The sequence below is a fragment of the Promicromonospora sp. NPDC057488 genome (genome assembly GCF_042802395.1).
In the GTDB taxonomy this organism is placed as follows: domain Bacteria; phylum Actinomycetota; class Actinomycetes; order Actinomycetales; family Cellulomonadaceae; genus Promicromonospora.
This window is the reverse complement of the sequence record NZ_JBHVEG010000157.1, coordinates 1-14,874: the sequence shown is the minus strand read 5'-3', so window position 1 is coordinate 14,874 and position 14,874 is coordinate 1. Positions and strand designations below refer to the sequence as shown.

The window sequence follows — 14,874 nt, the reverse complement described above, 5'->3', positions numbered from 1 at the left end:
GACGAGGGGTGACCACGGCCGTCGTCGTCCGGGCGTCAGGAGCGGCGGCGCACGACGTCGTCGATCGCCGGGGCGAGCTGGGGCCAGCGGAAGGCGAAGCCCGCTCCCGCGAGCCGCTCGGGCAGCACCCAGCGGCTCTTGAGCACCAGCTCCGCCTCGTTGCGCAGCACCCACACGGCGGGCTCCAGCAGCCAGCGCGGCGCCGGGATCCCCAGCGGCATCCGGGTCGCCCGGCGCAGCTCGGCCATGAGCGTGCGGTTGTCGACCGGGTGCGGCGCGGCGAGGTTGACCGGCCCGGAGATCTCCTCGTGCTGCTCCAGGAACCGGACGGCCCGCAGCACGTCGTCGACGTGGATCCACGAGAACTTCTGCCGGCCCTCGCTGTGGTGGACCGGCACGGCGCCGCCTGTCGGCCGGTCGCCGATGCCGCGATAGCGGTGGTGCTGGAACCACCAGCCGTCGAGCTGCGGGCCGCCCACGCCGAACCTGGCCAGCCGCGCGAGCATGTCGGACGCCGGGCCGCCCAGCACGATCGCCATCCGCAGCGCCACGCGGCGCGTGCCGGGCAGGCGCCCCGCGAAGAGCTCGTGCTCCCAGCTCCGCGCGACGTCCACCGAGAATCCGGCGCCGAGCTCGCCGCCGTCCTCCGTCTGCGGCCGGTCCAGGGCGTACCGGTAGATCGTCGCGGTGCTCGCGTTGAGCCACAGGCGCGGCGGCCGGTCGGCCGCCGCGACGGCGTCGTGCAGCTGCCGGGTGGTCTCCACGCGGGAGCGCAGGATCTCGTCGCGGTTCGCGTCCGTGTACCTGCAGCCCACGCTCTTGCCGGCGAGGTTGACCAGCAGGTCGGCGCCGTCGACCAGGCGGCGCACGGCCGCGTCGTCGGACCACCGGGCGTCAGGGCCGCTGCGGCCCACCCGGGCGACCTCGTACCCGCGCGTCGCGAGGTCGTCGACGAGCGCCCGCCCGATGAACCCGGTCCAACCCGCCACGACGGCCCGCTTCGCCTCGGTCATGCGGTGCAGCGTATCCCCGGCCCCTCCCGGGGATCACGCTCAGCGGGCGGGCTCCAGGCGGATGACCACCGACTTCGAGGCCGGGGTGTTGCTCTGGTCCGCCGTGTGGTCCAGGGGCACCAGCACGTTCGTCTCCGGGAAGTACGCCGCCGCGCAGCCGCGCGCCGTCGGGAACGAGATGACGCGGAAGCCCTCGGCGCGGCGCTCGCCCACCTCGCCGTCGGCGCCGGGCCACTCGCTGATCAGGTTCACGGTGTCGCCGTCGGCCACACCGCTCGAAGCCAGGTCGTCCGGGTGGACGAACACGACGCGCCGCCCGTTCTTCACGCCGCGGTACCGGTCGTCCAGGCCGTAGACCGTGGTGTTGAACTGGTCGTGCGAGCGCACGGTCTGCAGCAGGAGCCGGCCCTCCGGCACCTGGACGATCTCGAGCTCGTTCACCGTGAAGTTGGCCTTGCCCGTCGTCGTCGGGAACAGGCGGGCGTCGCGCGGCGGGTGCGGCAGCACGAACCCGCCGGGCTCGGCGACCCGGTGGTCGAAGTCCTCGAAGCCCGGCACCACACGCGAGATCGAGTCGCGGATCCGGGCGTAGTCGCCGGCGAACTCCTCCCACGGCGTCGGGTCCTCCGGACCCAGCGCGCGGCGGGCCAGGTCGCACAGGATGGCCGTCTCGCTGCGCAGGGCGTCCGAGACCGGGGCCAGCCGGCCGCGGGACGCGTGCACCACGCTCATCGAGTCCTCGACCGTGACGACCTGCTCACGCCCACCCGTCATGTCCCGCTCCGTGCGGCCGAAGCAGGGCAGCACCAGCGACCGCTTGCCCGGCAGCACGTGCGAGCGGTTCAGCTTGGTCGAGACGTGCACCGTGAGCGGCACCTCGCGCAGCGCGGCCTCCGTGACCGCGCTGTCCGGGGTGGCCGCGGCGAAGTTGCCGCCGACCGCCATGAAGACCTTGAGCCGCCCGTCGCGCAGCGCCCGGACGGTGTCGACGACGTCGAGCCCGTGGGCTCGCGGCGGCTCGAAGCCGAACTCCGTGGCCAGTGCGTCCAGGAACGGCTCGGTGGGCCGCTCCCAGATGCCCATGGTGCGGTCGCCCTGCACGTTGCTGTGCCCGCGCACCGGGCAGGCGCCCGCGCCGGGGCGGCCCACGTTGCCCCGCAGCAGCAGGAAGCTCACGACCTCGCGGATGGTCGCCACGGCCTGCTTGTGCTGGGTCAGGCCCATCGCCCAGCAGACGATGATGTTGTCGGCGGCCTTGACGTCGTCGACGAACGCCTCGATCTCGGACCAGTCCAGGCCCGTGGCCCGCTCGACGTCGCCCTGGTCGACGGCGCGCCAGGCGGCCGCCGCCTCCGGGAACCCGGAGGTGTGCTGCGCGATGAACTCGTGGTCCAGCACCGGGGCGTGCCCGGCGGTCCGCGCGTCGTCGTCGGCCTCGACCAGCAGGCGGTTCACCGCCTGGAACAGGGCCAGGTCGCCCGCGAGGCGGACCTGGAGGAACCGGTCGGCGAGCTTGGTGCCCTGCCCCACGACGCCGCGGACGCGCTGCGGGTTCTTGAAGGTCTGCAGCCCGGCCTCGGGCAGGGGGTTGATCGCCACGATCCGCGCCCCGCGGTCCTTGGCCTCCTCCAGCGCCGTGAGCATGCGCGGGTGGTTGGTCCCGGGGTTCTGCCCGACGACGACGATCAGGTCCGCGTGGTCGGTGATGTCCTCCAGCGACACGCTGCCCTTGCCGATGCCCAGCGTCTCCACCAGCGCCGTGCCGGACGACTCGTGGCACATGTTCGAGCAGTCGGGCAGGTTGTTCGTGCCGAGCTTGCGCGCCAGGAGCTGGTAGAGGAACGCGGCCTCGTTGCTGGTGCGCCCCGACGTGTAGAACGCCGCCTCGTCCGGTGAGTCCAGCCCGCGCAGCTCGCCGGCGACCAGGTCGAGGGCCTCGTCCCAGGACACGGGCCGGTAGTGGTCGGCGCCCTCCTCGCGCAGCATGGGCTCGGTGATCCGGCCGGACTTGCCCAGCCGGTGGTCGGTCCACGTGGCCAGCTCCGAGATCGGATGCTCGGCGAAGAAGGCCGCGTCCGCGCGCTTGCGGGTCGCCTCCTCGGCCACCGCCTTGGCGCCGTTCTCGCAGAACTCCGCGAGGTGCGGCTTGCCCGGCTCGGGCCAGGCGCAGCCGGGGCAGTCGAACCCGCGCTGCTGGTTGAGCAGGGGCAGCGTGCGTAGGCCGCGCCCCACGCCGGCCTCGTCGAAGACGTGCGCCAGGCCGTGGACCACCCCCGGCACGCCCGCGGCCGCCGTCTTGGGCGGGCCGATGCGCAGGCTCTTCTCGGGGGCGTCGGTACGGGCCTCGTCGCTCACGTCTGTCACGATCTCGACCCTACGCTGCTTCCACGCAGGCCGGGAGGGGCCCGAAGGCCGCTGTCGATGCCGTGCCGGTCCCGGGTGCGATGGCGCCCGCGGCCGAGCGGCGGTTGACTGGAATCAACTCCGGACGGCCTGTCCTGGGTCATCCGGTTGCCCCATTTGCTCCTCGGGAGGCACACCATGGGACAGGCACGTGAGTTGATGAACAGGTTCACCGGCGCCCTGGTCGCCGGAGACATGGACACGGTGCGCGAGCTCTACGCCGCGGACGTCGTGGTCACCACGCCGGACGCCGGGACGCTGCACGGCATCGACGCCTTCATCCAGTGGAACCAGGCGTTCGCCGGCGCGTTCTCGGACCGCGACTACCGCTCCGACCGCGAGCTGGAAGCCGGAGACTCCGCCATCGACCAGGGCGAGCTCATCGGGACCCACACCGGCCCGATGGCCCTGCCCGACGGGCAGAGCGTTCCGCCGACCGGCAAGCAGATCCGGATGCGGGGCCTCGACATCGCCACGGTCTCCGACGGGAAGATCGTCCGGCACGACTTCTACTTCGACCAGCTCGAGCTGCTCAACCAGCTCGGGCTGAACCCGGCGACCTGAGAAAGACGGCGGCCTGGACATATCGGTCGGTGGGAGTGCGAGACTGGCGGTATGGGAGTCGTCACCGACCGACGGCGCGTGGTGCGCGTCCGCGAGGGCGCCCGCGCGGCGCGCCCGGACACGCTCGCCGTCGAGGAACCGCTCATGGTCCGGCTCGTCGGGCCCGGCGCGCTGGTCAGCCGGGCGCGGCCGCTCGGCGCGGTCCCGGCGGGCGTCGTGCCGGTCGGCGGGGTGCTGCCGGACGGCGTCCTGCCGGGCGCCCCGCCCACGGGGAGCACGCTCACCGTCACGATGCGCACCCCCGGCGACGACTTCGACCTGGTCGCCGGCTGGCTGGTCTCGGAGGGCGCCGTCACGGCGCGCGAGGAGATCGCGGGGATGCGGCTGTGCCCCGACGAGGACAACACCGTCGAGGTGGCGCTCGCGCCCGGCGTCGAGCCCCCGCGGCAGCGGGCGTTCGCGACGACCAGCGCGTGCGGGGTGTGCGGGTCGGACACCGTGGTGGAGGTGCGGGCCGCCCTGCGCTGGCCGGTCGCGCGCGACGCCGTCACGGTCGGCACCGACGTGATCGCCGCCCTGCCCGACCTGCTCCGGGAACGGCAGCGGGCCTTCGACCGGACCGGCGGCCTGCACGCCGCGGGCCTGTTCACCGCCGACGGCGAGCCGCTGTACGTCCGCGAGGACGTGGGCCGGCACAACGCCGTCGACAAGGTGGTCGGGGCGGCCCTGCGCGACGGCGCCCTGCCCGCCGCCGGGACGGTGCTCCAGGTCAGCGGGCGGGCGTCGTTCGAGCTGGTGCAGAAGGCCGCGCGGGCCGGGATCCCGGTGCTGTCCGCGATCTCCGCGCCGTCGACCCTCGCGGTGGACCTGGCCGAGGAGTGCGGCCTGACCCTGCTGGGTTTCGTGCGCGGCGACTCGATGAACGTCTACACGCGGGCGGACCGGCTGCGCTGAGCCGGCCCGCCCGGGCGGTGCCTCAGCCCGTGAACAGCGGGATGACGCTCCGGACCGTCTGGAACAGCCCGTAGGCCAGCGGCACGGTCACCACGGCCCAGGTGAGGACCAGCCGGGGTACCTGGTTCGACGTCGGCTCCGGGGCCGGTTCGGGGGTCTGCTCGGCCATGGTCACACCTTTCCCTGGGCGAACTCGTCGGTCTGGCCCGGCCGCTCGTGGAACCGCGCCGCTACCGGCCGGACCAGGGCGTTGGCCACGAAGCCGACCGCGAGCACGGCCACCATGGTGAACAGCGCCGGTCGATAGTCGGCCGCCACCAGCTCCCCCGGCGTGCCCTGGGCGTCCAGGAAGCCGTTGATGATGAGCGGGCCGGCGATCCCCGCGGCCGACCACGCGGTCAGCAGGCGGCCGTGGATCGCGCCCACCTGGAAGGTGCCGAACAGGTCGCGCAGGTAGGCGGGGACCGTGGCGAAGCCGCCGCCGTAGAACGACAGGATCACGGCCGCCACCAGCACGAAGATCACGGTTGACGTGTGCCCGACCGTGGCCAGCAGCACATACATGATCATGCCGACGCCCAGGTACATGACATAGGTGGGCTTGCGGCCGATGTAGTCCGACGTCGAGGACCACACGAAGCGCCCCGCCATGTTGAACAGGGACAGGAACGCCACGAACCCGGCCGCCGTCGCCGGCGCGACCGAGGACATGCCGTCCTCGCGGAAGAAGTCCTGGATCATGGGCGCCGCCTGCTCCAGGATGCCGATGCCCGCCGTCACGTTGCAGAACAGGACGGTCCACAGGAACCAGAACTGCGGGGTCTTGATGGCGTTCGCCGCGGAGACGTTCGCGGTCGACACCATCGGCTTGGCCGCCACCGCCGAGGCGTCGAACCCCGCGGGCGTCCAGCCGGGCGGCGGGACCTTCACCGTGAACACGCCCAGCATCATCACCAGGAAGTAGGCGATGCCCAGGGTCACGAAGAGCGAGGCGACGGCGCTGCCGGTGGCGACGGAGGTCGGGTCGGTGGGGTCGTAGCCGCTGTCGTAGGCGGCCATGAGCTGGCGGGACAGCGGCGAGGCGATGAGCGCGCCGCCGCCGAACCCCATGATCGCCATGCCCGTGGCCAGGCCCGGGCGGTCGGGGAACCACTTGATCAGCGTGGACACCGGTGAGATGTACCCGATGCCGAGCCCGATGCCGCCGATGAAGCCGTACCCGAGGTAGACCAGCCACAGCTGCGACGTCGCGATGCCGAGCGCCCCGACGAGGAACCCGGAGGCCCAGAAGCAGGCCGACGCGAACATCGCCGCGCGGGGCCCGGCCCGTTCCACCCAGGTGCCCAGGACGGCTGCCGAGAGGCCGAGCATGACGATGGCGATCGAGAAGATGACGCCGATCGCCGTGAGGCTCGACTCGAAGTGGGCGACCAGCGCGCTCTTGTAGACGCTGGTGGCGTACGCCTGGCCGATGCACAGATGGATGGCCAGCGCGGCCGGCGGGATGAGCCACCTGCTGTAGCCGGGCTTGGCCACCGTGTGCTCGCGGTCGAGGAACGACAGCGCCATGCGCACCTCCTCGTGCTCAGGGGAGCGGACCGCACGAGGTGCGGTTTCTCCCGTTTGCGTGCGCACGCTACTGGCGTCGGATGCCCGGGTCAATGGTCCGCGCCGGGGCTCGGGTGGCTCAGTGCTGCGGGCTGCGCACCGCGGCCAGGAACAGCGGGAGGTGCGTCCCGGTGTGCGCGATCCGCAGCAGGTAGGGGCGGTCGACCGTCATGCGGACCGCCGAGTCATCCGGCATGGCGCCGCTCGCCTCGACGCCGATCTCGGTGACGGCGGCCGCGACGGTGCCGTCCTCGTCGAGGCTCAGGTAGGCCTGCTGCAGCACCTGGCTCACCCGCAGCGGCTCGGTGTTGCTGATGCCCGTCAGGTCCGGGCTGCCGTACAGCCCGCCCAGGCCCGCCTCGTCCAGGGCGGGGGCGAGGTCCAGCGTGGGCGGCTCGAGCTCCAGGGTCGGCATAGCGAGCTCGACCGGCCGGGGCGCGGCGTCGTCGAGGGCCGTGGTCAGGGCGGACAGCGTCCCGGGTTCGACGTCGGCGGGGTCGGTGCCGGCGGGCGGGAGCAGCACGTCCGCGTGGAACGCCTCGAGGTAGGGGAGGCGGACGGCGGCCCAGCCGTCGGCCTCGGCGTACGCCCACGGCTCGTTGCCGTGCAGCATCTCGGTGGGCGCGGTGCCGTCGGGGCCGGTGAAGTCCTCGTCCCTGGTGGCGCTCTTCTCGAACGGCGTGTCCCAGCGGGCCGCGAGCAGGATCGCGTTCTGCAGCACCAGGCGCAGCGACGGGTCGGGCTCGATCGCCGACTTCTCGATCAGCCCGCCGGTGTGGTGGTTCACCCAGGAGTCGAGCACCTTCTTGCCCTCGCCGCCGCCCAGGTCGGTGCGCTGCACGCCGGCGTCGAACGCGGACGCCAGCGCGTCGAGGTAGCCCGGCTCGACGGTCAGCTCGTCGTCGAGCACCGCCTGGTTGGCCAGGTGCAGCACGGGGCGGTCGGGCAGCTCGGCGTCCTGGGCGACGCCGGGGTCGCCGTCGTGCTCCGCGAGCTCGCCCTGCAGGGCGTTGTAGGCGGCGGTGCGGTCCACGCCCGCCGCCCCGAGCGCGGCGTCCAGTGCTGCCGCCGTCTCGCCGCGGGCACCCTCGGCGAGCAGGGCCAGGGCGAACGTCAAGGAGGCGGGGGAGACCAGGGCGTTGTCGTCGGGCTCGGCGGTCGCGCGCAGCGCGAGCAGGCCCAGCTCCTCGGTCGCGGCGACGGCGTCGGCGCTCGCGGGGGTGTCGGCGACTGCGACGGCGACGCGGTCGGCGTCCGACCGCTCCAGGCCCTCGTCCGCGGCGGGGGCGGGGGCGCATGCGGTCAGGACGCCGCACGCGGCCAGCGCGACGACGCCGGCGGCCGCGGTGGTGGCTGTCGCGCGGGGCAGGGCGCGGCGCGGGGCGGTGCTGGGGGTGACGGTCCTGGAGCTGACGGTCCTGGGGCGACGCTGCACGGGAATCCTCCGGGTTCGGGGGCCCGCGCTCGCGGGCGGGTCCTGACCTGGATGTGTGGCGGCGAGCCCCGGCCTTGCACCCACCTCATGTCAGACACACAGGTCACCCGGGTGACCTGTGTGTCTGACACGCGCGGGCGGATGCGACAGATGTCAGTGGCGCCGGGCACAATCTGTCCCGACCACCCGGGTGGGCTCGACGCACGGGGTCTCGACGCACGAAGTGAGGTAGGGGACGTTGGCAAGCATCAACCAGCGCATCGCTGAGGAGCTGGGCGTTCGCGAAGGGCAGGTGACCGCGGCCGTGGACCTGCTCGACGGCGGCGCGACCGTGCCGTTCATCGCCCGCTACCGCAAGGAGGTGACGGGCACCCTCGACGACGCGCAGCTGCGCACCCTCGAGGAGCGGCTGCGGTACCTGCGCGAGCTCGAGGAGCGGCGCGCGGCGATCCTGGCGTCGGTGCAGGAGCAGGGCAAGCTCACGGACGAGCTGCGGGCCCAGATCCTGGCGGCGGAGACCAAGTCGCGTCTGGAGGACATCTACCTCCCGTACAAGCCCAAGCGGCGCACCAAGGCGCAGATCGCGCGCGAGGCCGGCCTGGAGCCGCTCGCCGACGCGCTGATCGGCGACCCGTCCCTCGACCCGCAGGAGACGGCCGGCCCGTACGTCGACGCCGACAAGGGCGTGGCCGACGCCGCCGCGGCGCTCGACGGCGCCCGGGCGATCCTCGTGGAGCGCATGGGTGAGGACGCCGACCTGATCGGCACGCTGCGCGAGCGGCTGTGGAAGCGCGGGCGCATGCTGTCCGGCGTCCGCGACGGCGCGCAGGACAAAGGCGCCAAGTTCTCGGACTACTTCGAGTTCGCCGAGGCCCTGTCCAGCCTGCCCTCGCACCGCGTGCTCGCCCTGTTCCGGGGCGAGAAGGAGGACGTGCTGGACCTGACGATCGAGCCCGAGGAGGGCATCGAGGCGGGCGTGCCGACGTCGTACGAGGGCACGATCGCGCACCAGTTCGGCATCACCAACCAGGGCCGCCCGGCCGACCGCTGGCTGAACGACACGGTCCGCTGGGCGTGGCGCACCAAGATCCTGGTGCATCTCGGCATCGACGTGCGGCTGCGGCTGCGCTCCGAGGCCGAGGACGAGGCCGTGCGCGTGTTCGCCGCCAACCTGCGCGACCTGCTGCTCGCGGCGCCCGCCGGCACGCGGGCCACGATGGGCCTCGACCCGGGCCTGCGCACGGGCGTCAAGGTCGCCGTCGTCGACGCCACGGGCAAGGTCGTGGAGCACGCGACCATCTACCCGCACCAGCCCGCCAACCGCTGGGACGAGTCGCTGGCCGTGCTGGCCCGGCTCGCCCAGAAGCACAAGGTGGACCTGGTGGCGATCGGCAACGGGACGGCGTCGCGCGAGACCGAGCGGCTGGCCGCCGACCTGATGAAGAAGGTGCCGGAGCTCGGCCTGACCAAGGCCGTCGTGTCCGAGGCCGGCGCGTCCGTGTACTCGGCGTCCGCCTACGCCAGCGCGGAGCTGCCCGACCTGGACGTGTCCATCCGCGGCGCCGTCTCGATCGCGCGCCGCCTCCAGGACCCGCTGGCCGAGCTCGTGAAGATCGACCCCAAGTCGATCGGCGTGGGCCAGTACCAGCACGACATCACCGAGACCAAGCTGTCGCGGTCGCTGGACGCCGTGGTGGAGGACTGCGTCAACGGCGTCGGCGTGGACCTCAACACCGCCTCGGTGCCGCTGCTGTCGCGCGTCTCGGGCATCACGTCGACGCTCGCCGAGAACATCGTGTCCCACCGGGACGCCAACGGCCCGTACGCGTCGCGCGCCTCGCTCAAGGACGTGCCGCGCCTGGGCCCCAAGGCGTTCGAGCAGTGCGCGGGCTTCCTCAAGGTCTCGGGCGGTGCCGAGCCGCTGGACGCGTCGTCGGTGCACCCCGAGGCGTACCCGCTGGCGCGGCGCATCGTGACGGCGTCGGGCACGGACGTGCAGGCGCTGATCGGTAACGGCGGTGCCCTGCGCACGCTGCGGCCCACCGAGTTCGTGGACGAGACGTTCGGTCTGCCGACCGTGACCGACATCTTCGCCGAGCTGGAGAAGCCGGGCCGCGACCCGCGCCCGGCGTTCACCACGGCTTCCTTCGCCGACGGCGTCGAGACCCTCGGCGACCTGGTGCCCGGCATGGTGCTGGAGGGGCAGGTCACCAACGTCGCCGCCTTCGGCGCGTTCGTGGACATCGGCGTGCACCAGGACGGGCTCGTGCACGTCTCGGCCATGTCCAAGAACTTCGTCAGCGACCCGCGCGAGGTCGTGAAGTCGGGCGACATCGTCAAGGTGAAGGTGATGGACGTCGACCTGCAGCGCAAACGGGTCTCCCTGACCCTGCGGCTGGACGACGAGGTCGGCGCGGCCCCCGGCGGACGCACCTCGGGCAGCTCCGGCGGCGGTCAGGGCGGCCAGCGCGGCGGGCGCCCGGGCGGCGGCGAGGGCCGCGGTCGCGGTGGCCAGGGCCGAGGCCAGGGCCAGGGCCAGGGCCAGCGCGGTCAGGGCGGACAGGGTGGACAGGGTGGCCGCGGCCGCCCGGCCCCGGCCGACACCGCCATGGCGGACGCGCTCCGCCGCGCGGGCCTGGCCTGACCCGCGGCGGGCGCTGCCCGTGAGGTGCTCGAACGTAGGGTTGGTCGCCGTATGACGCCTGATGGGGCGACCAACCCTACGTTCGCGCTGTCGGGGTGCTTTGCGTGTCAGACTGGGGCCGCACAGTCAGCCCTCGTCGGAGATCAAGTACGCCCGTGACCAGCAGGCCAGAGAGCACGACCCGGCGACGTCGGCGCGAGGAGCTGCTGAGCAGCTCGATCGACGTGGCGCGGCGGCTGCTCGCCGACGGCGGGCTCGAGAGCGTGACGATGCTGGCCGTCAGCCGGGAGATCGGCATCGCCGGACCGGGGCTCTACCGGTACTTCCCGAGCCGCGCCGACCTGCTGCGGGCCACGTACCGGCACGTGCTCGACGAGCTGGTGGCGCACGTCCGCGCGGCGGTCGCCCGCCAGCGGGCCGGTGACCGCGCCGCCGAGGTGCACGCGCTGACCTACGCGATGTTCGCCTGGTGCGTGGCGCACCCCAACGAGTTCGACCTGCTGCTGGGCGCCGGCCTGCGCCTGGCCCGCGAGGACGGCGCCGTGGCGGGCGAGGCCGGCGGCGGCACGTTCTACGAGGTGGCAGCCCTCGCGTTCCCGCCGGTCGCCGCGCAGTGGGCCGACGGCGCGGTCCGGTTCGACGAGCCGGTGTCCCCGGAGCTCGAGGCGGAGCTGACCGCGCGCCGCGACGCCCTGCTCACGGCGTTCCCCGACGCTCCCCGCGACGTGCCGCTCGGGCTGGTCGCCGCCGTCCGCGTGGCCTGGCAGCGCACTTTCGGCCTGCTGTGCATGACGGTCTACAACCACGTGCTCGAACCCGACGGGCCCGTGCGGCACGACTACATCACCGCGCTGCTCGACGACCTGAACCAGCGCAACCTCGCGCTCTTCGGCATGGCGCCCAGCCCCGCCGTCCTGCTGGAACCGGTGTTCGCCGGCCCCGGTGAGCGAGGTCGGTCGTGACCCCGCGCGAGCCGACGGGCCGCCGCGCACGGCTGCGCCGCGAGCTGCTGACCGAGGCGCTGGCCTCGGCGCGCCGCCTGCTGGAGGAGCACGGCGCGGACGGCGTCACGATGCAGGCCGTCGCCAAGGACGTCGGGATCGCCGCGCCCGGCCTGTACCGGTACTTCGACGGCCGGCCCGGGCTGCTGCACGCCACCCACCAGCACGTGATCGACGAGCTCCTGGCCTCCGTGGAGCAGGCCCGGGCCCGGCAGCCCGTGGACGACCCCGCCGCGCAGGCCCACGGCGTGATCCATGCCCTGTTCCGCTGGTGCCTCACGCACCGCAACGAGTACGACCTGCTGATGTCGGGCCGGCTGCGCATCCGCGGCCAGGAGGGCGACACCGCCGACGACCCTCGCCACCCACCGCTGATGTCCCTCGACCGCGTGGGGGGCGTGTTCACGCCGATCGCCCTCGCCTGGTGGCAGGCCGGCTGCCCGGTGGTGCCCGACGACGAGATCGCGCCCGCCCTGCTGCCGCACCTGCGGGCCGCGCGCGACGCCATGCTGGCGGTCCCGGGCTTCCCGCCGGACGTCCCGCTCGGGCTGCTGCACGCGATGAACCTGTGCTCGGCCCGGCTCTGGGGCCTGCTCACGCTGACCGTCTACGGCCACGTGGGCGACGTCGACGACCCGGCGGCCGTGGCGCACCTGGACGCGCTGGTGCAGGACCTCGTGGTCGACGTCCTGGACGTCTTCGGCCAGAAGGCCTCGGCCGACGTCGTGCTGGTGCGGGACGTGCCCGCCCGCCGCGGCTGAAGGACCAGGGCGGCTACTCCAGGGACGCCGCGGCGAGGTGGTCGGCCACGCAGACGAGCACGAGGAGGTTCGGCACGTCGTCGGCCGGCACCGAGGACCGGAACGGCTCGCCCCGCTGCTTCCACTGCAGGTAGCCGTCGTCGATCCGGAGGTTCGTGACGTCGGCCCACGGGGTCACCTGCCCGTCGATGGCCAGCCCCTCCGGCGTCGCGGACACGGGCCCGAACGGGACCGTCCGGCCCTCGGCGAGCTCGTCCAGCACGCGGGGCGTGGTCGCGCGGGTGATCGCGGCCTCGAGCGCGGGCCCCCAGACGTCGATCCGCTCGAACTCGCCCATGACCACCGGTGGCGTGGTCGTGCTCAGCAGGCCGTAGGACCACCGGGCCCGGCGGTCCGAGGAACGCCCGGGCGGGCCCCCGACCCGGACCAGCCGCGCCTGTTCCCAGCGGTAGGGCAGGACGCGGCCCGTCGCACCGCGGACGACCACGCCCTCCTCGAAGACGTGCAGCGCCTGGTCGCCCGTGGCCTCGCCGGCCGTGGTGGTCGTGCCCGCCCCCGTGAACACCGCGCGGCGCGCGCCGAGCCGCAGCTCGCGCGCGGCCTGGTCGACCGACTCGTAGGTGGTGGCCTCGGACATGTCGGGCGCCTCCTCGCACTCGGCCGGGTGTGCCCGAACGCTAGCGAACCCGGGGACGTCCTTCCAAGGGCCTCTATTTTCGGGATGGGGTATAACGCGTCTGGTTCACCCTTTGCCTCCCGTCCGATGGACCGGTGTCGGAGGTTCGGTCCAGGATGACGACATGAACAATGCGGCTGAGACCCCCGGCGAGGCGGACGAGACCTACGACGTGATCGTGATCGGCGGCGGGCCGGTGGGCGAGAACGCGGCAGACCGCGCCTCGCGCACCGGCCTGTCCGTGGCCCTGGTCGAGTCCGAGCTCGTGGGCGGCGAGTGCTCGTACTGGGCGTGCATGCCGTCCAAGGTGCTGCTGCGGGCCGGCACGGTGCGTGCCCTGGCCCGGGACACGCCCGGCCTGGCCGACCCGGGGGACATCGACGTCGCCGCGGTCCTGGCCCGCCGGAACGAGATCACGAACAACTGGGACGACTCCGGGCAGGCCTCGTGGGTCGAGGGCGCCGGCCTCACCCTGGTGCGCGGGCACGGCCGGCTGGCCGGCGAGCGGCTCGTCGAGGTCACGGTGCCGCGGGAGGCGCCCGCCGGGTCGGCCGCCGGTGGCGCCGGCGACGAGGACGGCGACGTCGGCGGCGGGCTCGGGGAGGCCGAGACGGGCGAGGCTCCCGTGACCCGGCTGCTGCGTGCCCGGCACGCGGTGATCGCCGCGACCGGCAGCGTGCCCGTGCTGCCCGACTCCCCGGGCCTGGCGGCGGCCTCGCCCTGGTCCAGCCGCGAGGCCACGGGGGCCGAGTCGGTCCCCGAGTCCCTCGTGGTGATCGGCGGCGGCGTCGTGGGCGTCGAGATGGCGAACGCGTACGCGGACTTCGGCGCCAGGGTGACGCTGCTGGCCCGGGGCGGCCTGCTGTCCAACGCCGAGCCGTTCGCGGGCGAGATGGTCGCCGAGTCGCTGCGCGCGGCCGGCGTCGACGTCCGGACGGGCGTGGAGGTCGCCTCCGTGGACCGGCCGGGCACCGGGAGCGAGAGCGAGCCCGCCGGCCCGGTGACGGTCAGCCTGTCCGACGGCGACAAGGTCACCGCCGCCGAGATCCTGGTCGCGACGGGGCGGGTGCCGCGCACGACGGACCTGAACGTGGAGGCCGTGGGCCTCGACGAGTCGCGGCTCGGCCGTCACGGCGCGCTCCCCGTCACCGAGTCGCTCGAGGTCGTGGGCGTGCCCGGCGGATGGCTGTACGCCTGCGGCGACGTGACCGGCCGGGCGGCCACCACGCACCAGGGCAAGTACCAGGGCCGGATCGTCGGCGACGTCGTCGCGGCGCGGTACGGCACGCAGGCCGGCGACCGGTCCCCGACGACCGGTGACCCCGGGCCCGCCGTCGGGCAGGAGGGCCGGCCGTGGTCGCGCTACGCCGCTACCGCCGACCACGGCGCGCGCGTCCAGGTGGTGTTCACGCGGCCGCAGGTCAGCTGGGTGGGGCCCACGGAGCGCGAGGCGCGCGCCGCCGGGATCCCCGTCGAGGCGGTGTCGTACGACCTGTCCTGGATGGCGGGGGCGAGCGTGGACGGCCCCGGCTACACGGGCCGCGCCCAGGTGCTCGTCGATACGCAGCGGCGGGTGCTCGTGGGCGCCACCTTCGTGGGGCCCGACGCCGGCGAGATGCTGCACGCCGCGACCATCGCTGTCGTCGGCGAGGTGCCGCTGGACCGGCTGTGGCACGCGGTCCCGGCGTACCCGACGGTGAGCGAGGTCTGGATCCGCTTCCTGGAGTCCTACGGCCTCTGAGCTGGCCCTGACGCGGTGCCACCAACCACTTCGAGGCCTAAGTTTCTTCGCTTTGAGCCTGCTCAAAGCGAAGA

The 14,874-nt window shown here is 73.8% G+C and carries 12 protein-coding genes; 6 read left to right on the top strand and 6 right to left on the bottom strand.

Annotated elements, in window-relative coordinates; all coding sequences use genetic code 11:
* Positions 1-35: 35 nt before the first annotated feature.
* On the bottom strand, positions 36-1,013 hold the full coding sequence (locus ACFU5G_RS23825; protein WP_377250367.1) for an epimerase: 978 nt from the start codon (positions 1,011-1,013) through the stop codon (positions 36-38).
* A gap of 39 nt (positions 1,014-1,052) precedes the next feature.
* Positions 1,053-3,377: an FdhF/YdeP family oxidoreductase gene (locus tag ACFU5G_RS23820; RefSeq protein ID WP_377250365.1), complete on the bottom strand. Its 2,325-nt coding sequence runs from the start codon at positions 3,375-3,377 to the stop codon at positions 1,053-1,055.
* A gap of 198 nt (positions 3,378-3,575) precedes the next feature.
* Between ACFU5G_RS23820 and ACFU5G_RS23815 the strand changes: the two genes are divergently transcribed.
* Entirely contained in the window at positions 3,576-3,980 is a 405-nt protein-coding gene (locus ACFU5G_RS23815) for an ester cyclase (RefSeq protein ID WP_377250362.1), read from the top strand.
* A gap of 51 nt (positions 3,981-4,031) precedes the next feature.
* A complete protein-coding gene (gene fdhD, locus ACFU5G_RS23810; RefSeq protein ID WP_377250359.1) occupies positions 4,032-4,934 on the top strand; it encodes a formate dehydrogenase accessory sulfurtransferase FdhD in 903 nt (300 codons plus the stop codon).
* A 22-nt stretch (positions 4,935-4,956) separates the two neighbouring features.
* On the opposite strand, the gene ACFU5G_RS23805 is transcribed toward fdhD, so the two are convergent.
* The 3 genes from ACFU5G_RS23805 to ACFU5G_RS23795 form a co-directional block, all read right to left on the bottom strand.
* Positions 4,957-5,103, bottom strand: a complete 147-nt coding sequence (locus tag ACFU5G_RS23805) for a hypothetical protein (protein ID WP_377250357.1) — start codon at positions 5,101-5,103, stop codon at positions 4,957-4,959.
* Positions 5,104-5,105: 2 nt separating this feature from the next.
* Positions 5,106-6,503: an OFA family MFS transporter gene (locus tag ACFU5G_RS23800; protein WP_377250355.1), complete on the bottom strand. Its 1,398-nt coding sequence runs from the start codon at positions 6,501-6,503 to the stop codon at positions 5,106-5,108.
* A gap of 118 nt (positions 6,504-6,621) precedes the next feature.
* Positions 6,622-7,977 (bottom strand): serpin family protein, encoded by a 1,356-nt coding sequence (locus tag ACFU5G_RS23795; protein WP_377250353.1) that lies wholly within the window; start codon positions 7,975-7,977, stop codon positions 6,622-6,624.
* A 238-nt stretch (positions 7,978-8,215) separates the two neighbouring features.
* On the opposite strand from ACFU5G_RS23795, the gene ACFU5G_RS23790 reads away from it, so the two are divergent.
* From ACFU5G_RS23790 to ACFU5G_RS23780, 3 genes are all read left to right on the top strand, one after another.
* Entirely contained in the window at positions 8,216-10,621 is a 2,406-nt protein-coding gene (locus ACFU5G_RS23790) for a Tex family protein (protein WP_377250351.1), read from the top strand.
* 155 nt (positions 10,622-10,776) lie between these two features.
* Positions 10,777-11,583, top strand: coding sequence for a TetR/AcrR family transcriptional regulator (locus ACFU5G_RS23785; protein ID WP_377250349.1), 807 nt, complete (start codon positions 10,777-10,779; stop codon positions 11,581-11,583).
* Positions 11,580-12,383: a TetR/AcrR family transcriptional regulator gene (locus ACFU5G_RS23780; protein ID WP_377250346.1), complete on the top strand. Its 804-nt coding sequence runs from the start codon at positions 11,580-11,582 to the stop codon at positions 12,381-12,383. The genes ACFU5G_RS23785 and ACFU5G_RS23780 overlap by 4 nt, the downstream gene beginning before the upstream one ends.
* A 13-nt stretch (positions 12,384-12,396) precedes the next feature.
* Here ACFU5G_RS23780 and ACFU5G_RS23775 read toward each other — a convergent pair whose 3' ends face one another.
* Positions 12,397-13,020 carry a DUF6585 family protein gene (locus ACFU5G_RS23775; protein WP_377250344.1) on the bottom strand — a complete coding sequence of 208 codons (624 nt, stop codon included), beginning with the start codon at positions 13,018-13,020 and terminating at the stop codon, positions 12,397-12,399.
* 163 nt (positions 13,021-13,183) lie between these two features.
* On the opposite strand from ACFU5G_RS23775, the gene ACFU5G_RS23770 reads away from it, so the two are divergent.
* A complete protein-coding gene (locus ACFU5G_RS23770; protein WP_377250342.1) occupies positions 13,184-14,800 on the top strand; it encodes a dihydrolipoyl dehydrogenase family protein in 1,617 nt (538 codons plus the stop codon).
* Positions 14,801-14,874: the final 74 nt, after the last annotated feature.

Bases quoted from the DNA above. Each gene is read 5' to 3' on its own strand.
- ACFU5G_RS23825 (WP_377250367.1), bottom strand. From the start codon at position 1,013: ATGACCGAGGCGAAGCGGGCCGTCGTGGCGGGTTGGACCGGGTTCATC.
- ACFU5G_RS23815 (WP_377250362.1), top strand. From the start codon at position 3,576: ATGAACAGGTTCACCGGCGCCCTGGTCGCCGGAGACATGGACACGGTG.
- fdhD (WP_377250359.1), top strand. From the start codon at position 4,032: ATGGGAGTCGTCACCGACCGACGGCGCGTGGTGCGCGTCCGCGAGGGC.
- ACFU5G_RS23805 (WP_377250357.1), bottom strand. From the start codon at position 5,103: ATGGCCGAGCAGACCCCCGAACCGGCCCCGGAGCCGACGTCGAACCAG.
- ACFU5G_RS23800 (WP_377250355.1), bottom strand. From the start codon at position 6,503: ATGGCGCTGTCGTTCCTCGACCGCGAGCACACGGTGGCCAAGCCCGGC.
- ACFU5G_RS23775 (WP_377250344.1), bottom strand. From the start codon at position 13,020: ATGTCCGAGGCCACCACCTACGAGTCGGTCGACCAGGCCGCGCGCGAG.
- ACFU5G_RS23770 (WP_377250342.1), top strand. From the start codon at position 13,184: ATGAACAATGCGGCTGAGACCCCCGGCGAGGCGGACGAGACCTACGAC.